At 67.5% G+C, this 21856-nt stretch carries 19 protein-coding genes; 10 read left to right on the forward strand and 9 right to left on the reverse strand.

Annotated features, from left to right (window positions below; translation table 11 throughout):
* Positions 1-32: 32 nt before the first annotated feature.
* Positions 33-491 (reverse strand): hypothetical protein, encoded by a 459-nt coding sequence (locus ACZ5IK_RS32880; RefSeq protein ID WP_465491259.1) that lies wholly within the window; start codon positions 489-491, stop codon positions 33-35.
* A 153-nt stretch (positions 492-644) separates the two neighbouring features.
* Here ACZ5IK_RS32880 and ACZ5IK_RS32885 point away from each other — a divergent pair, with 153 nt between their 5' ends.
* Entirely contained in the window at positions 645-1541 is an 897-nt protein-coding gene (locus ACZ5IK_RS32885; RefSeq protein ID WP_465491260.1) for an ABC transporter ATP-binding protein, read from the forward strand.
* Complete coding sequence (locus ACZ5IK_RS32890) at positions 1531-2355, forward strand: ABC transporter permease (protein ID WP_465491261.1); 825 nt, start codon at positions 1531-1533, stop codon at positions 2353-2355. Before ACZ5IK_RS32885 ends, ACZ5IK_RS32890 begins: the two co-directional genes overlap by 11 nt.
* 59 nt (positions 2356-2414) lie before the next feature.
* On the opposite strand, the gene ACZ5IK_RS32895 is transcribed toward ACZ5IK_RS32890, so the two are convergent.
* The 3 genes from ACZ5IK_RS32895 to ACZ5IK_RS32905 form a co-directional block, all read right to left on the reverse strand.
* The gene (locus ACZ5IK_RS32895) at positions 2415-3272 is read right to left on the reverse strand and encodes an oxidoreductase (protein ID WP_465491262.1); all 858 of its coding nucleotides are present in this window, start codon (positions 3270-3272) and stop codon (positions 2415-2417) included.
* Positions 3273-3357: 85 nt separating this feature from the next.
* Positions 3358-4041: a TetR/AcrR family transcriptional regulator gene (locus ACZ5IK_RS32900; protein ID WP_465491263.1), complete on the reverse strand. Its 684-nt coding sequence runs from the start codon at positions 4039-4041 to the stop codon at positions 3358-3360.
* 29 nt (positions 4042-4070) lie between these two features.
* A complete protein-coding gene (locus tag ACZ5IK_RS32905) occupies positions 4071-4484 on the reverse strand; it encodes a PGPGW domain-containing protein (protein ID WP_465491264.1) in 414 nt (137 codons plus the stop codon).
* 274 nt (positions 4485-4758) lie between these two features.
* On the opposite strand from ACZ5IK_RS32905, the gene ACZ5IK_RS32910 reads away from it, so the two are divergent.
* Positions 4759-5100: a YciI family protein gene (locus tag ACZ5IK_RS32910; protein ID WP_465491265.1), complete on the forward strand. Its 342-nt coding sequence runs from the start codon at positions 4759-4761 to the stop codon at positions 5098-5100.
* A gap of 558 nt (positions 5101-5658) precedes the next feature.
* Here ACZ5IK_RS32910 and ACZ5IK_RS32915 read toward each other — a convergent pair.
* Together ACZ5IK_RS32915 and ACZ5IK_RS32920 are read right to left on the reverse strand one after the other, a co-directional pair.
* Positions 5659-6243 carry an FMN reductase gene (locus tag ACZ5IK_RS32915; protein ID WP_465491266.1) on the reverse strand — a complete coding sequence of 195 codons (585 nt, stop codon included), beginning with the start codon at positions 6241-6243 and terminating at the stop codon, positions 5659-5661.
* On the reverse strand, positions 6240-7322 hold the full coding sequence (locus tag ACZ5IK_RS32920; RefSeq protein ID WP_465491267.1) for an LLM class flavin-dependent oxidoreductase: 1083 nt from the start codon (positions 7320-7322) through the stop codon (positions 6240-6242). The genes ACZ5IK_RS32915 and ACZ5IK_RS32920 overlap by 4 nt, the downstream gene beginning before the upstream one ends.
* A gap of 136 nt (positions 7323-7458) precedes the next feature.
* On the opposite strand from ACZ5IK_RS32920, the gene ACZ5IK_RS32925 reads away from it, so the two are divergent.
* Positions 7459-8883, forward strand: coding sequence for a glycoside hydrolase family 76 protein (locus ACZ5IK_RS32925; RefSeq protein WP_465491268.1), 1425 nt, complete (start codon positions 7459-7461; stop codon positions 8881-8883).
* Here the strand turns inward: ACZ5IK_RS32925 and ACZ5IK_RS32930 are convergent.
* On the reverse strand, positions 8867-9763 hold the full coding sequence (locus ACZ5IK_RS32930; protein WP_465491269.1) for a hypothetical protein: 897 nt from the start codon (positions 9761-9763) through the stop codon (positions 8867-8869). The genes ACZ5IK_RS32925 and ACZ5IK_RS32930 overlap by 17 nt on opposite strands.
* Positions 9764-10038: 275 nt before the next feature.
* Here ACZ5IK_RS32930 and ACZ5IK_RS32935 point away from each other — a divergent pair, with 275 nt between their 5' ends.
* From ACZ5IK_RS32935 to ACZ5IK_RS32960, 6 genes are all read left to right on the forward strand, one after another.
* Positions 10039-12090: a DNA gyrase/topoisomerase IV subunit B gene (locus tag ACZ5IK_RS32935; RefSeq protein ID WP_465491270.1), complete on the forward strand. Its 2052-nt coding sequence runs from the start codon at positions 10039-10041 to the stop codon at positions 12088-12090.
* 29 nt (positions 12091-12119) lie between these two features.
* On the forward strand, positions 12120-14606 hold the full coding sequence (locus ACZ5IK_RS32940; RefSeq protein WP_465491271.1) for a DNA gyrase/topoisomerase IV subunit A: 2487 nt from the start codon (positions 12120-12122) through the stop codon (positions 14604-14606).
* A gap of 668 nt (positions 14607-15274) precedes the next feature.
* Complete coding sequence (locus ACZ5IK_RS32945; protein WP_465491272.1) at positions 15275-16282, forward strand: FkbO/Hyg5 family chorismatase; 1008 nt, start codon at positions 15275-15277, stop codon at positions 16280-16282.
* On the forward strand, positions 16279-17736 hold the full coding sequence (locus ACZ5IK_RS32950) for a class I adenylate-forming enzyme family protein (RefSeq protein ID WP_465491273.1): 1458 nt from the start codon (positions 16279-16281) through the stop codon (positions 17734-17736). The genes ACZ5IK_RS32945 and ACZ5IK_RS32950 overlap by 4 nt, the downstream gene beginning before the upstream one ends.
* A complete protein-coding gene (locus ACZ5IK_RS32955; RefSeq protein ID WP_465491274.1) occupies positions 17733-18629 on the forward strand; it encodes a DMT family transporter in 897 nt (298 codons plus the stop codon). Before ACZ5IK_RS32950 ends, ACZ5IK_RS32955 begins: the two co-directional genes overlap by 4 nt.
* The gene (locus tag ACZ5IK_RS32960; protein WP_465491275.1) at positions 18626-19663 is read left to right on the forward strand and encodes a 3-deoxy-7-phosphoheptulonate synthase; all 1038 of its coding nucleotides are present in this window, start codon (positions 18626-18628) and stop codon (positions 19661-19663) included. The genes ACZ5IK_RS32955 and ACZ5IK_RS32960 overlap by 4 nt, the downstream gene beginning before the upstream one ends.
* 97 nt (positions 19664-19760) lie before the next feature.
* On the opposite strand, the gene ACZ5IK_RS32965 is transcribed toward ACZ5IK_RS32960, so the two are convergent.
* Both ACZ5IK_RS32965 and ACZ5IK_RS32970 read right to left on the reverse strand, forming a co-directional pair.
* A complete protein-coding gene (locus ACZ5IK_RS32965; protein ID WP_465491276.1) occupies positions 19761-20981 on the reverse strand; it encodes an acyl-CoA dehydrogenase family protein in 1221 nt (406 codons plus the stop codon).
* Entirely contained in the window at positions 20978-21847 is an 870-nt protein-coding gene (locus ACZ5IK_RS32970; protein ID WP_465491277.1) for an SDR family oxidoreductase, read from the reverse strand. The genes ACZ5IK_RS32965 and ACZ5IK_RS32970 overlap by 4 nt, the downstream gene beginning before the upstream one ends.
* Positions 21848-21856: the final 9 nt, after the last annotated feature.

The following is a 21856-nucleotide window of genomic DNA, read 5'->3' on the forward strand; positions in this document are numbered from 1 at the left end:
CGGTTCTAACCGTCCTTACCACTCACGAGTTTTTACGCGCCGGTCGTCGACCCGGGCCGCACGATCATCAGCACCGTCACCACGGCCCAGAGCACGTTGAACACCCCCGTGTACATCGCCACGCGCCCCGCCGTGACCGGTTCCGACGGCTGCTCGGCGTCCAGCACCGCCAGGATCGCGTTCTGCCCGGGCAGGACCAGCAACGCCAGCACCCCGGCGGCCGCGGCGGTGAGCACGATCGACACGATCACCCACACGTCACCGAAGACCCGCATGCTGCCCGCGGTCGCCAGCCCGAACAACGGCACGGCCACCCCGAAGATCGCGTACACCCGGCAGATCCGGTTGAGCATGCGCAGGACGGACAGCCCGGAACCCGGTTCGGCGAACGCGCGCCGGGCGGCGGCCGGGAACATGCTCGCCGCGACGGTGACCGGACCGACCGCGATGACGGCGGCGAGCACGTGGAGGATCAGAAGTACTTTCGACACCTGCCGAGCCTAAGATCATCACCCCGGTGCCCGATACGGGTGTTTTCGACGGATGTCGCAGGATTCCGGCCATGCGCTACGTCCGATGACGTACGCCGGGTGCCGCTTGTGAACGGATGTGGTGAGGCCTCGCGAGAGCCACCATTCGTCACCATGAACCTTCCCGTGGACACAGACGAACTCACGAAACGGTACGGAGAACATCTCGCCGTCGACCGGATGAAGCTGACCGTGCTGCCCGGCGAGATCTACGGTTTCCTCGGCCCGAACGGCGCCGGCAAGACGACGACGTTGCGGATGCTGCTGGGGCTCGTCCGCCCGACGTCCGGCAGCGTGCGGCTGTTCGGCAGACCGCCCGGCGACCTCGACGGGGTCGGCGCGCTGATCGAATCGCCGGGCTTCTACCCGTATCTGTCCGGCGCGGACAACCTCAAGGTGCTGGCCCGGTACAGCGGAACGGATCCGCTCCGCGTCGGCGAAGTGCTCGCCCTGGTCGATCTCGCCGATCGCGGTAAGGACCGGTACTCGACCTACTCCCTCGGGATGAAGCAGCGGCTGGGTGTCGCGGCCGCGCTCCTGAAGGATCCGCGGCTGCTGATCCTCGACGAACCGACCAACGGCCTGGACCCGGCGGGGATGGCCGACATGCGCGTGCTGATCCGGCGGCTGGGCGCGGAAGGCTGCACCGTCCTGCTGTCGAGCCACCTGCTGGGCGAGGTCCAGCAGATCTGCGACCGGGTCGGCGTCGTCTCGCGAGGACGGCTGGTCGCGGAGAACACGGTGACCGAACTCCGCGGCGGCACGGTGCTGCACATCGAAACCGACGAGATCCTGCGTGCCGCCGACCTGGTGAAGCACTGGATCGGCGCGGAGAACGTGCGCGCGAGCGGGACCGGGCTCGATCTGACCGTCGGCCCGGACCGCGCGTCGTGGCTGAACCGCGAACTCGTCACGGAAGGGATCCCGGTACGTGAACTGCACGTCCGCGAACGGGATCTGGAGCAGGTTTTCTTCGAGCTCACCGGAGAGGTGGCAAGTCATGTGGGGTAGCTGCACCGCCGAGCTGGCGAAACTCGTCCGGCGTCCGGCGAACTGGTTCATGCTGGGGATCGCGGTCTTGCTCGGCCTGACCTTCACCTATCTGCTGCCGCTCGCGGGCGCGGCGGGTTCGTCGAGCGGGGCGCCCGGCACGGATCGCGGGCTGGCCGCGACCATGCCGTCGAACCTGGTCGGCAACTCGATCGGCGGGCTGCCGGTGTTCCTCGGCGCGATCGTGCTCGTGATCGGCGTGCTGGCCGTCGGCACCGAATACGGCTGGAGCACGTGGAAGACCGTTCTGACACAAGGACCTTCGCGGCTGACCGTCTACAGTGGAAAGCTGTTCGCGCTGGCCGTCGCGACCCTGGCCGTCGTGCTGACGAGCTTCGCGACCGGAGCCGCCACGAGCGCGATCATCGCCTCCTCGGAGAACGAGCCGATGAACTGGCCCACGTTCGGCGAGCTCGTCACCGGGATCGGCGCGGGCTGGCTGATCGCGATGACCTGGGCCGTCCTCGGCGCCGCGCTCGCCATCGCGATGCGCGGGGTGGCGCTGCCGATCGGACTCGGCCTGGTGTGGCTGCTGGTGGTCCAGAACCTGCTGTTCGGCGTCGCGGCCCCGCTGCTGGACTGGGTCGGCACGCTCCAGCTGGCCCTGCCGGGAGCCAACGCCGGTTCGCTGGCCGCGTCGCTCGGCGCTTCGGGGGCGACGCCGGGGATCGGGGAACTCGTCGGCGTCTCCCAGGCGACGCTGGTGGTGGCCGGCTATCTGGTGGCCTTCGCCGTTCTCGGCGGCTGGCTGCTGCGGCGCCGGGATGTCCTCTGAAAGCGCGTGAAGGCCCCCTTCCCGCGACTCAGCCGAGGGAAGGGGGCCTTCACGCGGGATCAGGCGAGGGCGTCGAGGTCCGCGACGACGTCCTCGGGCAGCTCCAGCTTCGCGGCGGCGACGTTCTCGTGCAGGTGCAGCAGCGACGACGTCCCGGGGATCACCAGGATGTTCGGCGACCGCTGAAGCAGCCACGCGAGCGCGACCTGCATCGGCGTCGCGTCGACGCGACGGGCGCAGTCGTCGAGCACGCCGGACTGCAGCGGGGTGAACCCGCCGAGCGGGAAGTACGGCACGAACGGGATGTTGATGGCCGCGAGCGCGTCGAGCAGACCGTCGTTGACGCGGTTCGCGACGTTGTACTCGTTCTGCACGCAGACGACCGGCGCGATGGAGCGGGCTTCCTTGACCTGCTCCGCCGAGACGTGGCTCAGGCCGAGGTGCCGGATCAGGCCCTGCTGCTGGAGTTCGGCGAGAACCTCGAACGGCTCCGTGATCGAGACCGGGATCGGGAAGACGCCGTGCTCCCCCGCGAGCCGCAGGTTGACGACGTCGAGCACGTCGACGCCAAGGTTGCGCAGGTTGTCGTGGACCGCGGAGGTCAGCTCCTCACGCGAGAGCGCCGAAGGCCAGCCCTTGTCCGGAGTCCGCTTCGCGCCGACCTTCGTGACGAGGTGCAGGTTCTCCGGGTACGGGTGCAGCGCCTCGCGGATCAGCTCGTTGGTCGTGTGCGGCCCGTAGAAATCGCTGGTGTCGATGTGGGTCACACCCAGTTCGACCGCCGCGCGGAGGACGGCGATCGCGGTTTCGCGATCGTCCGGCGGCCCCCAGATGCCGGGGCCGGACAGCCGCATGGCGCCGTAGCCCATCCGGCTCACCGTGAGATCGCCGAGAGTGAGGGTGCCGCCTGGGCTCATGATCGCTCCTTGGTCGTGGTTCCCGGCTCACCCTATGCAGGGTCGGCCGCCTTGGCGCGCGCGGGAAGGGAGCAAGGGACCTTTGCTATCGACCGAGGCTCTGACCTGCGCGAACGACCAGACCGACCAGCTGGTTCGCCAGTCCTTCGGCCAGCCCGTCGACGAACATCTCGCGACCCGCGGGCGCTCCCCGTTCGGCCATGACCGTCGCAACGGCCTCGCCAGGGTTCGCGTAGGGCCACAGTCCAGCGACAAGGATGAAGACGGCCTTCGCGAAGTGCCCGGCCGCTGCGGCGTCCAACGGGACCTGGGCCCGGATGAGGTCCGCGAGCCGTTCCGTGCGTTCGCCTGCCCGGGTCTTGAACGCCCGGGCGGTCTCGACGGAGATGTTGCGTTCGAGCACGGCCGCCATCGTGCTGATCAGCTCGCACAGGAGGCGCTGCCGCGAAATCGACGTCGCGATGACGGTCGCGACGCGCACTTCGCGCTCGTAACCAGGCTTCACATCTCTCGGGGCACATAGTTCGTCTTCGAGCTCGTCGAGCCACGCGACCCAGATCGAGTCGAGGACCTCCAAGAAGATCGCCTCGCGGCTGTCGAAGTACCGCAGCACGTTCGACTTCGCCAGGCCGACGCGATCGCTCAGTTCGCGCAGGCTGATCTGCGAGACGGGCCGCTCGGCCAGGAGTTCGCGCGCCGAACCGAGGATCGCCGTGCGCCGCGCCTCCACCTGTTCCGGCCGCCGTGCGCGCTGGAAGTCGGGGGACACGCGCCGCACGGTACCAGACCACCCGGCTGTTATTCGGCCTTCGCGGCCCTCCGGGCCTGCACCCGCTTATAGCTCCAGATCAGCAACGCGAACAGGATGAGCCCGGACAGGATCAGGCTCGAACCGGTGCTCCAGCCGGCGAGCGGCAGCCCGGGCACGAGCCCCCAGACCACCCCCGCGGCCAGCAGACCCAGTCCGGCCAGCACCGAACCCGCGATGCGCAGCGGAGACGAAACGCTGTCCTCGGCCGCTTTCATCGCCCTGTCGCGGATGGGATCGACGTACTTCTCCACCGCCGGGAACTCCGAAGCCAGCACGAGCAAACCCGCCAGCACCAGCAGCAGTCCGGGTCCTGGCAGCACGAGCAGCGCGATGCCGACCAGCAGCAGAATGACGCCCGCGATCAGGATCAGCACCTGCCTCACGGGTTTTCCGATGCCCACGTCATTCTCCTCGCCGTCGTTCCTGAGACTGATTGTGCCGGGAACACGCTGGTCCTGCCCGGTCTGTTTCCGGCGAGGCCGTTCGTCGGGGTGGTGAACCACCCTGAAGGACGGAGGCACGCATGCACCCGGCCCGCGCCGATGGCAAGCGCCGCCCTGCTCTGGCCCGGAGGCTTCCGCGTGGGATTCGCGGCCGCCGCCTGCTCGAGACGCTGGACCTGATGATCGCTCTTTCGGCGCTACGGCCCGGAAAAGCCCTCACGATGGAGGACTGATGCGCTACATGTTGCTGATCTGCGGGAGCCCCTACCCGGGCGCGGACGGCTGCGACGACCCGCTCGACGAGAAGACGCAGGCGTGGGTCGACGAGATGACCGCTCGCGGCGTACGGCTCTCCGGCAGCAGGCTCCGGTCGACGGCCACCGCGACCACCGTGCGCCACCGCGACGGCGATCTGCTCGTCTCGGACGGGCCGTTCGCGGAGACGAAGGAACAGATCCTCGGCTACGACCTGATCGAGTGCGCCGATCTCGACGAGGCGATCGAGGTCGCTTCGAAGCATCCGGTCACCAAGTTCGCGACCATCGAGATCCGGCCGCTCTGGCCGACTCCCTGAGGCCTGCGGAACCGAGTGGGTCACCGTGGTCGTGAGTGGCGATTCGGGTTCTGGTGGACCCGTATTTGGCTACCCACTGGATCCTCCCCACTCGGCTGCCATCCGCGAGGTTGCGGGGGTGGCACGGTCTTGATCAACGGAGGATCGGGGACGTTGAGTGTCCCCGATCCTCCGTCGATCAAGCACCCAGACCGGACCGACCCCCCTCGACGATGAAGGAATCAGGACACTCAACGTCCCAATTCCTTCATCGTCGACACCCGGCACGCGCGTGAGCCGCCACCCCGTACTGGTCAGGTGGCCGAGTGAACCGAGCGTGGAGGATTTAGGACGTTGAGCGTCCCGAATCCTCCACGCTCGAACCCTGTCGCGGTGAGATTCCGGTGTCATCGAACTCCGAGACCGGAGAGGGCTCCTCGACTACCGCACCCCACCTTCGCACTGGTCACACGTAGGTAGGCAAATACCGGTCCGCTCTAACCAGAATCGCCACTCACGACCCACTGAACCGACCCCCACCCCCACCACCTCACCCCGGCGATAGCAAAGGTCCCTTGCTCACTCCCCCGTGCCCAGCAGCTGCTCAAACGGCACAAACCCGCTGCTCGGAGCCACAACCGCCCCCTCCGAAGACAGCCGAGCCGCGAACTCCCGCCCCGCCCGCGAAGCCCGCGCGTCGAGATCCCCGGGAGACGCCCAGTCCGATGAAGCCGCGTACACCGCCGTCGCGACTGGCTCGGCGCGAAGGTAGGCGAAGAGCGGACGCAGCGCGAAGTCGAGCACCAGCGAATGCCGTTCGGTTCCGCCGGTGGCGCCGATCAGCACCGGCTTCCCGTCGAGCGCCTTTTGCTCCAGCACGTCGAAGAACGACTTGAACAGTCCGCTGTACGACGCGGTGAACACCGGCGTCACGGCGATCAGGCCGTCCGCGGCGGTCACCGTGTCGATGGCCGCGCGCAGGGCCGGGGAAGGAAACCCGGTCAGCATGTTCTTCGTGACGTCGAGGGCGAGGTCGCGGAGTTCGATCACCTCGATCTTCACGTCCGGCAGCACCGAAGAAGTCGCGGCGGCGAGTTTGTCCGCGAGCAGCCGCGTCGAGGACGGCTGGCTCAACCCCGCGGTCACGACAGCGATCGTCGTCATGCCAAAACCCCCGAAGCCGAAAGAAGCGAAGCGTGCGTAGGAGCCTCAGGCACGTGAGAGGGACGAAGCGCGTCGAGTTCCTTGCGCAGCACCGGGATCACGTGCTCGCCCAGCAAATCGAGCTGTTCCAGCACGGTCTTCAACGGCAGCCCGGCGTGGTCCAGCAGGAACAGCTGACGCTGGTAGTCGCCGAAGTGCTCGCGGAAGGTCAGCGTCTTGTCGATCACCTCTTGCGGGCTGCCGACGGTCAGCGGCGTCTGCTCGGTGAACTCCTCCAGCGACGGCCCGTGCCCGTACACCGGCGCGTTGTCGAAGTACGGCCGGAACTCCCGCACCGCGTCCTGCGACTTCGGCCGCAGGAACACCTGGCCGCCGAGGCCGACGATCGCCTGGTCCGCCTTGCCGTGCCCGTAGTGCTCGTACCGCTCGCGGTACAGCTCGATCAACGCCTGGAAGTGCTCCTTCGGCCAGAAGATGTGGTTCGCGAAGAAGCCGTCACCGTAATAGGCGGCCTGCTCCGCGATCTCCGGGCTGCGGATCGAACCGTGCCAGACGAACGGCGGCACACCGTCGAGCGGCCGCGGGGTCGAGGTGAACTCCTGCAGCGGCGTCCGGAACTTGCCGGACCAGCTGACCACGTCCTCGCGCCACAACCGGTGCAGCAGGTGGTAGTTCTCGATGGCGAGGGGGATCCCCTGCCGGATGTCCTGCCCGAACCACGGGTACACCGGACCGGTGTTGCCGCGGCCCATCATCAGGTCGACGCGACCGTCGGCGAGGTGCTGCAGCATCGCGAAGTCCTCGGCGATCTTCACCGGGTCGTTCGTGGTGATCAGCGTGGTCGAGGTGGAAAGGATGAGTTTCGACGTCTGCGCGGCGATGTAGCCGAGCATCGTCGTCGGCGAAGACGGCACGAACGGCGGGTTGTGGTGCTCGCCGGTCGCGAAGACGTCGAGGCCGACTTCTTCGGCCTTGAGCGCGATCCGCACCATCGCCTTGATCCGCTCGTACTCGCTGGGCGCCTCCCCGGTGGCCGGGTCGGTCGTCACATCGCCCACCGTGAAGATTCCGAACTGCATGACCTGCTCCCTAGACCGGGGTTACTGTTGCTTGAGCGTTCAACCTCACGCTCGCAAGAAGTATTCCAGACCATCGACGCAGGCCGAAAGGGTGACTTGATCGGCCCGGAAAGTGGCCGCCCCCACACTCGAATCCATGTGGCTCACTTCCCTGCTTGTGACAACGTTGACATTCGCTCTCACACCGGCCACCACCACTCCCGAACCCGCCGTCGCCGCGACGATCTGCGCCAAATACTGCGACAGCCGCGATCCCGCGCTGGCCGTCGGCGAAAGAAGACCCGGCACGGCGACGGTCTGGGGCCGCGGCATCACGTTGCATCTCTCCGACGGCGACAACATGGGTTGGGGCAGCGTCGGCAACGGCGATCCCGGCGACGAGGTCTGGCTCGACCGCTCTTTCGACGGCGGCCGCACCTGGGCGGGCGACAGCCGGATCGGTGACACGAAAATCCCCGACGGCCGGCGCGGCTGGCGGACCCTGATGTTCAACGTGGACGACCCCGCCACCCACCGTTTCGGCGCCCTGCGTGCGTGCGGGAAGGCGGGCAACCGGCCGGAAATCGCCTGCACGCCGTGGTTCCGCACCACGGTCGCCGCGAACGACCGCGCCGAAGCCGCGGCCACCGCGCTCATGCAGTTCTACGACAACGGCACCGGCCTCTGGCAGACCACGGGCTGGTGGAACTCGGCGAACGCGCTCACCGCGATCCTCGACTACAGCACCCGCACCGGCTCACGGAACTACCGCCACGCCATCGCCAACACCTTCGACCGCAACCGCGGCGACGACTTCACGAACGAGTACATCGACGACACCGGCTGGTGGGCGCTCGCCTGGATCCGCGCCTACGACCTGACCAAGGACCGGCGCTACCTCGACACCGCCGTCATCGCGGCGGACTACATGTACTCCTACCGCGACGGCACCTGCGGCGGCGGCCTCTGGTGGTCGACGGCGAAGACTTACAAGAACGCGGTCACCAACGAGCTGTACGTCAAGGTCGCCGCGTCACTGCACAACCGGCTCCCCGGCGACACACGCCAGCTCGGGCGGGCACGCGAGGTCTGGGACTGGTTCCGCGCGAGCGGCATGATCAACGGGGACGACCTGATCAACGACGGCCTGAACTCCTCCTGCGCCAACAACGGGCAAGCAGTCTGGAGTTACAACCAGGGCATCGTCCTCGGCGCGCTGCTCGAACTGAACCGCGCGACCGGTGACACCGCCCTGCTCACCCGTGCCCGTCGGCTCGCCGACGCCTCCACCACGACGTCACTGCTGCACGCGAACGGGATCCTGCGCGACCCGTGCGAGTCCGGCGACTGCGGCGCCGACGGACCGTCGTTCAAGGGCGCGTACGCCCGCAACCTCGGCGAGCTGGACCGGGCCCTGTCCGGCAGGCCGTACCGCGCTTACCTGACGCGCCAAGCGAACTCGACGATCGCGCACAATCGCACGTCGCTCGACCAGCACGGCCTGCGCTGGGCGGGACCGGTCGACAAGATCGACGCCGCCCGTCAGCACAGCGCGCTGGAGGTGCTCACGGCAGCACTCTGATCACCGGATCCGGGACGTGTAGCCAGGCGCGGACCTCGGTCTCCTTCTCGTGCACGAGCACCTGCCGGTAGCTCATCGTGTCGAGACCGGGGCCGCCCTGGTCCTGGACGTCCTCGTGGAACCGGTCCGAGACGAGCACGACCATGGGCGAACCGTCCGGCGCCTCGGCCAGCGCGTCACGCAGCACCCGTGAATCGAGCAGCCGGGCCAGCAGCACCTTCGGCCGCCCCGTCACGCCGTATTCGTCGAGCGTGACCTCGCCGGCGTGGATCGCGACCCGCACCCGGATCCGCAGCTCGGGCGCCGTGACCACGTTGTACCTGGCCAGGTCCGCCGCGAGCTGGGCGAGGAGCGGGTACAGCAGCCTGAACTTCGGGAACTGCGGCGGGACGACCACGATCATCCCGTCCCCGGTGTCTCTCTTCAGGCAGACCTCCCAGGCGATCCCGCTGCCCGCGAAGGCGTTCTCCAGCAGGCCGAAGAGCATCCGCCGGACCTGGACGAAGATCTCGCTGCTGCGCCCGACCTGCCCGAACCCGGCGATGTCGATCGAGAACAGCCCGCAGTGCATGCCGGACTCCACCCACACCGTGGGCGGCGGGTAGAGGATCTTCTTCCTCAGCTGGGCGAGGTGCACACAGGACACGGTGACCAACAGGATCGTGCCGAAGAACCAGAAGAAGCCGAACGCGATCTCCGTGTCGTCCGCGTCGCCCGCCCGCGCGAGCGAGTAGGTCATGAAGAAGGACAGAAGGCTGTAGCCGAGCACGTAGAGCCACAGGACGGCCCGTCGCAGTCGCCACGCGGCGTGCACGAACGCCAGCGGCGCGAACACGCCGAGTGACCCGACCGCCACCACGAAATACCAGAGACTCACCACGCGCTGTGCGGTCGACGCACGTGTGGGGCCGATTCCGACGACCACTGCCTTCCCCCCGTCACCCTGTGACACGGGAAACGATAACGCCTCATCCGAAGAAGGAGAAAGCCGCTTTCAGCGGCCATGACCCGGCCATCGGGACAGGTGGTTCGCCACACCGAGGACGCTGGAGAAGAGTAACTGTCGGGGCGGCCGGATATCCTCCAGTACGGTGTCGCGTTGAACGCCACCGTCACGAGCAAGTTCGCGAGCCACGACTCCAGGAGAAAGACCCAGTGACTGCTGAGACCCTGTACGGGGCCGACGACCTGACGCATCTCGAGGGTCTGGAAGCGGTCCGCAAGCGTCCCGGGATGTACATCGGCTCCACCGACAGCCGCGGCATCAACCACCTGTTCTCCGAGGTCGTGGACAACTCGACCGATGAAGGTGTGGCGGGTCACGCCGCGAAGATCGTGGTCACCCTGCACGCCGACGGCAGTGTCCAGGTCGACGACGACGGTCGCGGCATCCCCACCGGCACGCACGCCAAATCCGGTTTGTCCGGTGTCGAGCTGGTGCTGACGAGGCTGCACGCCGGCGGCAAGTTCGGCGGCTCGGGCTACAAGACCTCCGGCGGCCTGCACGGTGTCGGCGCTTCGGCGGTGAACGCGCTGTCGCACCGCTTCGACGTCACGGTGAAGCAGGACGGCAAGGTCCACCAGATGTCGTTCGCGCACGGCGTCCCCGGCGTGTTCGACGGGCCTGGCCCGAAGGCGAAGTTCACCCGCAAGTCCGGGCTGAACATCACCGGGAAGATGAAGCGCGGCGAGCGCGGCGGCACCTCGATCCGGTACTGGTACGACTCGCGCTACTTCGAGACGGGCGCCGTGCTCGACGTCGAAGGCGTCCGCGCGAAGATGCGCAACACCGCGTTCCTGGTCCCGGGCGTCACGTACATCCTGCGCACCGCCGTCGACGATTCGATCAGCGAAGAGACCTTCCATTTCCCCAACGGCCTGGCCGACATGGTCGACTTCCTCGCCCCGGACAGCGAGAAGCCCGTCTGCGGCACGCTGATCATCAACGGCGAGGGCACGTACAAGGAGAACGCCGCGGACGCCAGCGGTGTCATGCAGTCCAATGTGGAGCGTCACGCGGAGATCGAGGTCGCGCTGCGCTGGGGCACCGGCTACGAGCGCACGGTGGAGTGCTTCACCAACACCATCCGCAACGTGCACGGCGGCACGCACCGCCGCGGCTTCGACCGCGCGGTGCTGAAATCCTTGCAGGACGCCATTTCCAAGACCCGCGGGCTGCTCAAGCCCAAGGAGGACATGCCGACCGTCGAGGACGTGCTCGAAGGCATGACGGCGGTCGTCCACGTCCGGCTGCCGGAGCCGCAGTTCACCTCGCAGACCAAGGACGAACTGTCCACCGCCGGGATCACCCGCGTCATCCAGGGCGTCGTCGACAAGCACATCCGCGCCTGGACCGAAGATCGCAAGACCAAGTCCGAGGCGAAGATCGTGCTGCAGAAGGTGGTCGACGCGGCACGCGTCCGGCTCACCCAGAAACAGCAGAAGGACGCCGCCCGGCGCAAGACCGCGCTCGAAGGCGCGGCCATGCCGCCGAAGCTGGTCGACTGCCGCACCACCGGCGTCTCCCGCAGTGAGCTGTTCCTCGTCGAGGGTGACAGCGCGCTCGGTTCGGCCCGGATGGCGCGCGTGTCGGAGTACCAGGCGCTGCTTCCCTTGCGCGGCAAGATCTTGAACGTCCAGAAGGCGTCGCTCGGCGACACCTTGAAGAACGCCGAGATCGCCTCGATCGTGCAGGTGCTCGGCGCGGGCAGCGGGCGCACGTTCGACCTGACGACCATGCGCTACGGCCGGGTGATCCTGATGGCCGACGCGGACGTCGACGGTTCGCACATCCGGACACTGCTGATCACGCTGTTCGCCAAGTACATGCGGCCGGTCATCGAGGACGGCAGGCTCTACGCCGCGATGCCGCCGCTGCACAAACTGGTCATCAAGGGCCGCAACCCGGAGACCCACTTCACCTTCAGCCAGAAGGAGATGGAGACCAAGTTCGCGGCGCTGGAGCGCGCGGGCAAGCAGATCGTCACGCCGGTGCCGCGGTTCAAGGGCCTCGGCGAGATGGACGCCGACGAACTGTGGGACACCACGATGAACCCCGCCACCCGCTCGGTCCGCCGCATCACCCTCGACGACGTCGAAGCCGCGGAGAACGCGCTCGAACTGTTGATGGGCGAGAAGGTCGAGCCGCGCCGTAACTGGCTGGTCGAATCCTCCGACCGGGTCGACCGCGAAGCCATCGACGCCTGATTTCGTTGCTATTCAAGGAGCTTTGAGCAATGGCACGCCGTAAGGGCACCACCACCAAGGTCGACCCCTCCGCGTTCGACCAGCCCGGCGCGAACGTCTTCGACAACTCGCTGAAGACGGAGATCGAGGATTCGTACCTGGAGTACGCCTACTCCGTCATCCACTCGCGGGCGCTCCCGGACGCGCGAGACGGGTTGAAGCCGGTCCACCGCCGGATCATGTACTCGATGAACGAGAACGGCTACCGGCCGACGCACGCGTACGTGAAGTCGTCCCGCGTGGTCGGCGACGTGATGGGCAAGTACCACCCGCACGGCGACACGGCGATCTACGACGCCATGGTCCGGCTCGCGCAGGACTTTTCGCTCAACGTCCCACTGGTCGACGGGCACGGCAACTTCGGCTCTCCCGACGACGGCCCGGCCGCCTCGCGGTACACCGAGGCGCGGCTGTCCCCCGAAGCGATGCTGCTGGTCGGCGAACTCGGCGAGGACACCGTCGACTTCCGGCCGAACTACGACGGTTCGCTCGAAGAGCCGTCGGTGCTGCCCGCGGCGTTCCCGAACCTGCTGGTCAACGGCACTTCCGGGATCGCGGTCGGAATGGCGACCAACATGATCCCGCACAACCTGACCGAGGTCATCGGCGCGGCGCGGTGGCTGATCAACCACCCGAACGCCACCCTCGACAAGCTGATGGAGTTCGTCCCGGGCCCCGACCTGCCGACCGGCGGTTCGCTGCTGGGCCTCGACGAGGTCCGCCGCGCGTACGAGACCGGCCGCGGCGTGGTGCGCATGCGCGCCAGCGCCGAGACCGGCCCGCTGGAGGGCAGCCGCGGCCGCCAGGCGATCACCGTCACCGAACTGCCGTACGGCGTCGGCCCGGAGAAGGTGATCGAGAAGATCACCGACGAGGTCAACAAATCCAAGCGGCTCACCGGCATCGCCGACGTCAAGGACCTCACCGACCGCGAGAACGGCACGCGCCTGGTCATCGAATGCAAGGTCGGCGTGAACCCGCAGGCGCTGCTGGCGGACCTGTACCGCCTGACGCCGCTGGAGCAGTCCTTCGGCATCAACAACCTGGTGCTGGTGGAGGGGCAGCCGCGGACGCTGGGGCTCAAGGCGCTGCTGGAGGTCTTCCTCAGCCACCGCTACGAGGTCGTCACCCGCCGCACACGCTACCGCCGCCGCAAGCGCGAAGAGCGCCTGCACCTGGTCGAGGGCCTGCTGGCCGCCCTGCTCAACATCGACAAGGTGATCAAGCTGATCCGCGAGAGCGAGAACGCCGCGGCCGCGAAGGACGGCCTGATGAAACGGTTCAAGCTCTCGGAGATCCAGGCGACGTACATCCTGGACACCCCGCTGCGGCGGCTCACGAAGTACGACCGCATCGAACTCGAGGCCGAGCAGGACAAGCTGCGCGAAGAGATCGCCGAGCTGTCGAAGATCCTCGACGACGAGTCCGTGCTGAAGAAGGTCGTCTCGGCCGAGCTGGCCAAGGTCGCCAAGGACTCCCCGACCGAACGCCGCACCGCGCTGATCGACGGTGACCTCAAGGAGGTTCTCGCCGCGTCGAAGCCGTCCGGTCCGCTGGAGGTCGCCGACGATCCGTGCCAGGTGATCCTGTCCGCCACCGGCCTGGTCGCGCGGACGGCCGCGGAATCGGAGGAGGCGTCGGAAGTACGGCGCCGCAACGGCCGCGTCAAACACGACTCGGTGTCCGCCGTCGTGCATTCGACCGCACGCGGTCAGGTGCTGCTGGTGACCAACCGCGGGCGCGCCTTCAAGACCGATGTGCTGCCGCTGCCGGTGCTGCCCGAGCAAGCGGGCACCGTCTCCCTGCGCGGCGGGATGGCCGCGAAGGAACTGGTACCGCTGGAAAAGGGCGAGCACGTCATCGGACTGGCGCCGCTCGGCGAGCAGGCAGCCGGCTCACCCGGCCTCGCGCTCGGCACGAAACTCGGCGTCGTGAAGGTGTGCGCGCCGGAATGGCCGGTCCGCTCGGACGAGTTCGACGTGATCAGCCTGAAGGACGGCGACGAGGTCGTCGGCGCCACCTGGCTCACCGACGGCAACGAGGCTCTGGCGTTCCTGTCGTCCGAAGCGTCACTGCTGCGCTACGCCGCTTCGCTGGTGCGGCCTCAGGGCCTCAAGGGCGGCGGCATGGCCGGGATCAACCTGAACGGTGACGCCGAGGCGGTGTTCTTCGCCGCGATCCGCACGGACGACGCCGAGCACGGCGAGCCGATGGTCGTCACCGCGACCGGCGCGAGCGTGAAGGTGACGCCGTTCAACGAGTACCCGGCGAAGGGCCGCGCGACCGGCGGTGTCCGGGCGCAACGGTTCCTCAAGGGCGAAACGCGGCTGGTCGTCGGCTGGATCGGCCCGCGCCCGGCAGGCGCGGCCCGCAACGGCGACCCGGTGGAACTGCCCGAGATCGACCCGCGCCGCGACGGCTCCGGCCACGCACACCCCGGCCCCGAGGTCGTGGGTCACCTCATCGAACGCACCTAGACCTTTGCCGCATTTATTAATAGTCCTCTGAAGGCGAAACATGTCGTACTCGTGAGCGGGTCCGCCCCCAGGCGGACCCGCCAGCGAGAGCAGCCGCGCCCCGACTGTCCACACGGGACACATTCGAGTGGGCGGATGCGTCCTGGTCGTGGACGCCCGGGCCCCCTGTACCGGCACCTCACCTCCACACCGGGTGTCGCGAAAGCCACTTTCAGGACATCAGACGTCCCGAAAGTGGCTTTCGTGACACCCGGAACGACGCACGAGGCGAACTTGCTCGCGCCCGGCGCGAGCAAGGGGGTTTCCTGTGCCGGACGGCCTTCTGCCTGCGGATGGCGTAAGACATGTGGGCACTGTCTGCGCCCCTAAGAGGCAAGCCAGGGACCTTCGCTCACTTGAGCGCCCAGGCCTCGCGGCGTTTTCAGCATCGAACCCTCGGTCTCGTTGCTGAAAACGTAGGGATCCAGGGCATGACGACTCGGGAACCTCATCCGAACTCCGGCATCCCGGCATTTCAAGAGTCCATTCGGGCGATTCCCATTTTCCCCGTTTCCAGTTGACCTTGCGGTCGGGCTGCGGATACATTTCCGATCGGCCAGCTCGGCCCAGACACTTCACGCAATGACGCGGATAGCAGAGCTGCGACTCTTGTACTGAGGGGAATTCGGATGTCGAGTTTTGTCGACCTGCTCAACTCGCCGAAAGACACGCGACCGAACATAAGGTTCGAGCAGTCAGGAGAACAATCGGACAGTCAGCACATTCTTGCCCGTGTGGCATTCGAGAAGAATGGATTCGCCCCCGAAATACACAAGGGCGTACCGACGGTGGGCGTACCGATGACCACGGAGACCGAGCCGGGATTCCACGAGGTTTTCGCCGCTTCGGGCCCGGTCGTGGCGGGCAGGGAAGGCGGCCTGGTCTACGCCGTGGACGGCCGCCATCTGTTCTGTGCCGTCCAGGTCACGGAACGCGGCGTCTATCGCGATGCGGCCCGGATCGCCTACGACTCCGCCTTCGAGCTCGCCACGCGTCTCGGCTATCCGAACATCCTCCGCATGTGGAACCTGGTCGGCGGCATCATCGACGACAACGCCGACGGCGTGGAGATCTACCGCGACTTCTGCGCGGGACGGTCCGAAGCCTTCGCCTTGTGGTCAGGCAGAATCCTGCACATCCCGGCGGCCACCGGGATCGGCACCCGGGGCAACGGCGTGTACCTCTACTTCATCTCCGGGCGCGCCGACGCCGACGTGCACCATCTCGAGAACCCCCGGCAGACTCCGGCTTACCACTATCCGGACAGCTACGGCCCCAAAGCGCCAAGCTTCGCGCGAGCCACCTTCGCCGACGGAATCCTGTACATTTCCGGGACCGCCAGCATCATCGGCGACGAAACCGTGCACAAGGGAGACATCTCCGGCCAGGTCGACGTCACCTTGGAGAACATCGCGGCGCTGATCAGCACGGAAAACCTGGGGAAAGTCCGGGCGGAAGGCGGCTACACCCTCCAGGACCTCGACTTGATCAAGGTTTACGTCAGCCGTTCCGAAGACATCCCGTTCGTCCGCTCACGGTGCAAGGAAGTCTTTTCTCCCGATGCACGGGTCGTCTATTTGAACGTCGACATCTGCCGCCCCGATCTGCTCGTCGAAATCGAGGCGATAGTCCAATGAATCTGGCCCATCACCTAGCCGCACTCGCCGAAGAAAAAGGCTGGCCAGGACGAATCGCCTACCGTATCGAAGACGCGACGGTGTCTTATGCGGAGTTGTACGCCGGTTCGGCACGATACGCCGGCGGACTGGCCGCACACGGGGTGAAGGCGGGAGACCGTGTCCTGCTGCTGCTCCCCGACGGTGTCGAACTCGTGCAAGCCGTCCTCGGCACGATCCGGCTGGGGGCCGTGGCGATCCCCGTCAACACCTTCATCCACGAGGCGGCCATCCAGCGCGCGGTCGAAACCGCGAGTCCTTTCCTGATCATCGCGGAACCGGGGACACCTGGCCTCGATCAGGTCGATCCGGTCCCGCCGGCCCGGCTGCGCGACCATGAACCGGCAACCGAGTACGCCGCGGCTGACGCGGATACGCCGGCGTTCGCCTTCTTCACCTCCGGCACGACAGGGACTCCCCGGCTCTGCTTCCACACACACGGTGACCCGGCGGTCTACGACCAGGCCATCGGCTCGGTGGTGGACCTCACCCCGGACGACGTCACCCTTTCCGTTTCGCGAATGTACTTCTCCTACGGGTTCGGCAACTCCATCCTCTTGCCGCTGCTTCGTGGAGGCTCGACGGTGCTCAGCCGGGAACGTCTCACCGAATCCGCGGCCCTGGAGCTGATCACGCGGCACCGGGTTTCGGTCCTTTATGGACAGCCAAGTTTCTACGCACGGCTGCTCCAGCATCCCTTCACCGCGGTGCTCCGCGGCCTGAGGCTGGCGCTGGTCGCCGGCGAACCCCTGCCCGAAAGCGTCGAAACCACGCTCCGCGAAACGCTCGGGACGAGGTTCCTCAATATCTTCGGCACCACTGAAATAGGTCATGCGCTGATCGCGAACACCCTGTCCTCGCAAAGGGACGGCACCATCGGCCGGATTCTTCCGCCGTACCGCATGCGGATCGTCGACCAGCTGCGCCGAGAAGTGGCGGCCGGTGTGGAGGGGAAGCTGGAGGTCCGTGGCCCGACGATCGCGCCTGGGGTCCCTCGCGGTTCCGACACGCCACTGCGCACGCCGGACGACTGGTACGTGACCGGCGACGCCGCCACCATCGATCCCGACGGCTTCGTCCGCTTGCACGGCAGGCTGGACGACATCGAGATCGTCGGCGGGCAGAACGTGCATCCCGCCGAAATCGAAGATCTCCTGGTGAGTCACCCCGCCGTCCGCGCGGCCGGTGTCTGTTCGGTGCGCCGGGAGTCCTCCACGACTTCACTGCGCGCCCACGTCGAACTGGACGAGGGCGCCGAGCCGGACCGGGTGATCGCCGAAATCGGTTCCCTGACACAGAAGAACCTGAGCTGGTACGAGATCCCGGAGGACATCATCGTCGTCGAATCCCTTCCCCGCACCCCGGTCGGCAAGCTGGACCGCCGGGCGCTCCGGACGCTGGCGGCCGTCCGATGAGCACCCGGACCGAAGCCGAAGCCGGGCTCGACATCAAGGCCGTCGCCGCGATCACCGTCACGTTGGTCTTGTGGGCGTCCGCCTTCGTCGGCATCCGCTTCGCCGGTGCGCACTACGAGCCGGGGTCACTCGCCTTGGGCAGGCTCCTGGTCGGCGCGCTCGCGCTGGGGGTGATCGCGGCGGTCAAGGGCATGCCGTTCCCGCCGCGCAAGGCATGGCCCGGCATCGCCGGTGCCGGGGTCTTCTGGTTCGGCCTGTACATGGTCGCGCTGAACTGGGGCGAACGCTATACCGACGCGGGGACGGCGTCGCTCCTGGTCGGGATCGGCCCGGTCTTCGCCGCCATCCTCGCCGGGATCGTCCTGAAGGAAGGACTTCCTCGCCCTCTCGTGATCGGGCTCGTCGTCGCTTTCACCGGCGCGGCGATCGTGGGACTCGCCTCGCAGCACGGCTCCTCCAGCGCACTGGGGGTCGCGCTCTGTTTGCTGGCGGCGGCGGGATACGCGGTGGGAGTCGTCTCCCAGAAACCGGCCTTGAGCCACGCCACCGCGTTGCAGGCCACGACCTTCGGCTGCGTCGTCGGCGCCGTCGCCTGTCTTCCGTTCAGCGGTCAGCTGATCCACGACGTGGCGACAGCACCGGCATCGGCCACCTGGTCGGTGGTCTATCTGGGCTTGCTGCCCACCGCGCTCGCCTTCTACACCTGGGCCTACGCGTTGTCCCGGACGCCTGCCGGAAAGCTCGGCGTGACCACCTATGTGGTCCCGGTGATCGTGATCGCGCTGTCCTGGCTCTTCCTCGATGAGGTTCCCACTCTGCTCGCAGTCCTTGGCGGGGCTCTGTGCCTTGCCGGCGTCGGCGTTTCCCGGACCAAGAAACGGAGAGCGCAGTGACCACGATCCCCGATTACGAACTGTTGCCGAGCCCGGCGGAACTGGCCGCCGAACATCCCGTTCCCAGCCAGGTCATCGACCAAATCCGGGAACACCGCTCGGAAATCACCGACGTGCTCAACGGCCGTGACGGACGGGTGCTGGCCGTCGTCGGCCCGTGTTCCGTCCACGACCCGGTCGCTGTCCTCGACTACGCCGAACGGCTGGCGAAGGCGGCCGAACCGATGAAGGACCACTTGCTCGTCGTGCTGCGGGCATACCTGGAAAAACCGCGAACCGGGGTCGGCTGGAAGGGCCTGCTCCACGATCCTTGGCTCGACGGCTCCGAAGACATCGCCGGCGGCCTGCGCACCGGCCGCCGGTTCTTGGTCATGGCCGCGGAGAGTGGTTTGCCACTGGCGGGGGAATTCGTCGAGCCGATGCTCGCCCCCTATGTAAGCGATCTCCTCAGCTACGGTGCGATCGGAGCGCGGACGGTCTCCAGCCAGTCGCACCGGGAGCTCGCGTCCCAGCTGCCGATGCCGATCGGGATCAAGAACGGTCTCGACGGTGACTTGACGGTCGCCACCGCCGCGATCCACTGCGCCCGCACCGCGCAGCGCCACCCGGCCGTGAACGAACACGGCGCGCTTGTCGTGCGAAGTTCGCCCGGCAACCCGGCGGCACACCTGATCCTCCGTGGCACCACGGCCGGGGCCAACTACGACCCGGAGACCGTGGACGCCGCCATCGAGGGGTTACGCGCCACGAAGTCCCTGGACCGCGTCGTCGTGGACGCGTCGCACGGCAACTCCCGCAAGGACCATCGTCGCCAGGGCGGCGTCGTCGCCGACATCGCCCGCCGGATCGCCTGTGGTGAGCGGGGAATCGCGGGGATCATGATGGAGTCGTTCCTCGAAGCGGGACGACAGGACCATCCGGCGCCCTACGGGGTGAGCATCACCGACGCCTGTCTCGACCTGAGCAGCACCGTGTCGGTGCTGGAGTCGCTCGCCGACTCCGTGCGGCTGGGCCGGTCAGTCGTCCTCGGGTGACCTCCGCCCCAGTGTCATGAAAGGGTCGTTCAAGACGTTTTTCGTCTTGAACGACCCTTTCATGACACACGCGACAGCAAAGGTCCCTTGCTCCCGTTCAGCGACCCAGCAGCCCCTTCGCGATGTGCGTCACCTGGATCTCGTTGCTTCCCGCGTAGATCATCAGCGACTTCGCGTCCCGAGCCAGCTGCTCCACCCGGTACTCCGCCATGTACCCGTTGCCGCCGAACAACTGCACGGCCTCCATCGCGACCTCGGTCGCCGCCTCCGACGAGTACAGCTTCATCGCCGAAGCCTCGGCCAGCGTCGGCATCTTGCCCGCGCGCAGCGTCTCGATCAGCTGGAACACCATGTTCTGCACGTTGATCCGCGCGACCTCCATCTTCGCCAGCTTGAGCTGGATCAGCTGGAACCGCCCGATCTCCTGACCCCACAGCTTCCGGTTCTTCGCGTAGTCCACGCAGAGCCGGTGGCATTCGTTGATGATCCCGAGCGCCAGCGCCGCCACCCCGATCCGCTCGACGGCGAAGCCGGACTTCACCTCGGACTTGCTGTCACCGTCACGGCCGTCCTCGGACTCGCCGAGCAGCCGATCGCGCCCGAGCCGGACGTCACTGAAGAACAGCTCCCCGGTCGGCGACGACATCATGCCCATCTTCTTGAACGGCTTGCCCTGCGTGAGGCCGGGCATGCCCTTGTCCAGCACGAAGGTCAGCACCTTGCGATCGCGGACGGCGGCGCCGTTGCCGTCGTCGAGCTTCGCGTAGACGATGATCGTGTCGGCGTACGGGCCGTTGGTGATGAACGTCTTCTGTCCATTGAGGACGTACTCGTCGCCGTCACGCCGCACCGACGTCTTCATGCCGCCGAAAGCGTCCGAGCCGGAGTCGGGCTCGGTGATCGCCCACGCGCCGACCTTCTCGAACGTCGCCAGCCCGGGCAGCCAGCGCTCTTTCTGCGCCCGCGTGCCCTTGGTCAGGATCGTCTGCGCGGTCAGGCCGATGCTCACACCGAGCGAAGCGACGATGCCGAGGCTCACCCCGGCCAGCTCGCTCACCGCGATGAGCGCCATCGCCTCCTGCCCGCCGAACGCGAGCCCGCCGCCACCGGATCCCGAGCCGCCCTCCTTCGCCAGCAGTTTCGTCACCGATTCCCGCGCGAGCGCGTCGATGCCGAAGGCGGCGAACATCTTGCGGATGAGGTCGTACGGCGGCAGCGTCCCGCTTTCGAGCTCGTCGACGTGCGGCCGGATCTCCTTGTCGACGAACTCGCGGATCGCGTCCCGGATCAACAGTTCGGTCTCGGACCACTCGATCACGGCAGCCTCGCCGCGATGTCGTCGATCTGCCAGGCTTCCTCGGTTTCGATCACCTTGACGTCGTGCCAGCCCGCGAGTTCCGAGATCGCGCCGCCCTGCACGGCGAACACCTTGCCGGTGAGCGGGCACTTCTCGGTCGCGAGGTAGGCCACCAGCGGGGAGATGTTGGCCGGGGAGAACGCGTCGAACTCCCCTTCCTCCACCTCTTGGGCGAAGATCGCGCCCATCCCCGGCGTCGCCAAGGTGAGCCGCGTGCGCGCGATCGGCGCGATCGCGTTGACCCGCACGCCGTAGCGTTCCAGTTCCTCGGCGGCGACCAAGGTCAGCGCGGCGATCCCCGCTTTCGCCGCGCCGTAGTTGGCTTGTCCCGCGTTCGGCAGAGTGACCCCGGAAGCCGACGCGGTGTTGATCACCGAGCCCGCCACCCGCTCGCCGGCCTTGCTCGCCGTCTTCCAGTACGCGGCCGCGTGCCGCAGCACCGCCGCGTGCCCCTTGAGGTGCACCGCGATCACGGAATCCCACTGGGACTCCTCCAGCCCGGCGATGAACGCGTCGCGCAGGATGCCCGCGTTGTTCACGACGACGTCGAGCCTGCCGAACTCGTCCACTGCCTGCGCGACCAGCTCGGCGGCGCCCGCCCAGTCCGCGACGTTGGCCGTGTTCGCCACGGCCTTCCCGCCGGCCGCGCGGATCTCGTCGGCGACCTCCTGTGCCGGGCCGACGTCGGCGCCGCTTCCGTCGTTCGCCCCGCCGAGGTCGTTGACCACGACGCTCGCGCCCTCTCGCGCGAACAGCAGCGCGTGCTCGCGGCCGATCCCGCGCCCGGCGCCGGTGATGACGGCGACCCGCCCGTCGAGTGCTCCCATGACTTTGGC

It is taken from the genome of Amycolatopsis sp. NPDC031561 (assembly GCF_055580625.1).

Excerpts from the sequence above, each read along its gene's own strand:
- ACZ5IK_RS32920 (WP_465491267.1), bottom strand. The coding sequence starts at position 7,322 with ATGCAGTTCGGAATCTTCACGGTGGGCGATGTGACGACCGACCCGGCC.
- ACZ5IK_RS32950 (WP_465491273.1), top strand. The coding sequence starts at position 16,279 with ATGAATCTGGCCCATCACCTAGCCGCACTCGCCGAAGAAAAAGGCTGG.
- ACZ5IK_RS32910 (WP_465491265.1), top strand. The coding sequence starts at position 4,759 with ATGCGCTACATGTTGCTGATCTGCGGGAGCCCCTACCCGGGCGCGGAC.
- ACZ5IK_RS32970 (WP_465491277.1), bottom strand. The coding sequence starts at position 21,847 with ATGGGAGCACTCGACGGGCGGGTCGCCGTCATCACCGGCGCCGGGCGC.
- ACZ5IK_RS32915 (WP_465491266.1), bottom strand. The coding sequence starts at position 6,243 with ATGACGACGATCGCTGTCGTGACCGCGGGGTTGAGCCAGCCGTCCTCG.
- ACZ5IK_RS32890 (WP_465491261.1), top strand. The coding sequence starts at position 1,531 with ATGTGGGGTAGCTGCACCGCCGAGCTGGCGAAACTCGTCCGGCGTCCG.
- ACZ5IK_RS32885 (WP_465491260.1), top strand. The coding sequence starts at position 645 with ATGAACCTTCCCGTGGACACAGACGAACTCACGAAACGGTACGGAGAA.
- ACZ5IK_RS32925 (WP_465491268.1), top strand. The coding sequence starts at position 7,459 with ATGTGGCTCACTTCCCTGCTTGTGACAACGTTGACATTCGCTCTCACA.
- ACZ5IK_RS32945 (WP_465491272.1), top strand. The coding sequence starts at position 15,275 with ATGTCGAGTTTTGTCGACCTGCTCAACTCGCCGAAAGACACGCGACCG.
- ACZ5IK_RS32955 (WP_465491274.1), top strand. The coding sequence starts at position 17,733 with ATGAGCACCCGGACCGAAGCCGAAGCCGGGCTCGACATCAAGGCCGTC.
- ACZ5IK_RS32895 (WP_465491262.1), bottom strand. The coding sequence starts at position 3,272 with ATGAGCCCAGGCGGCACCCTCACTCTCGGCGATCTCACGGTGAGCCGG.
- ACZ5IK_RS32940 (WP_465491271.1), top strand. The coding sequence starts at position 12,120 with ATGGCACGCCGTAAGGGCACCACCACCAAGGTCGACCCCTCCGCGTTC.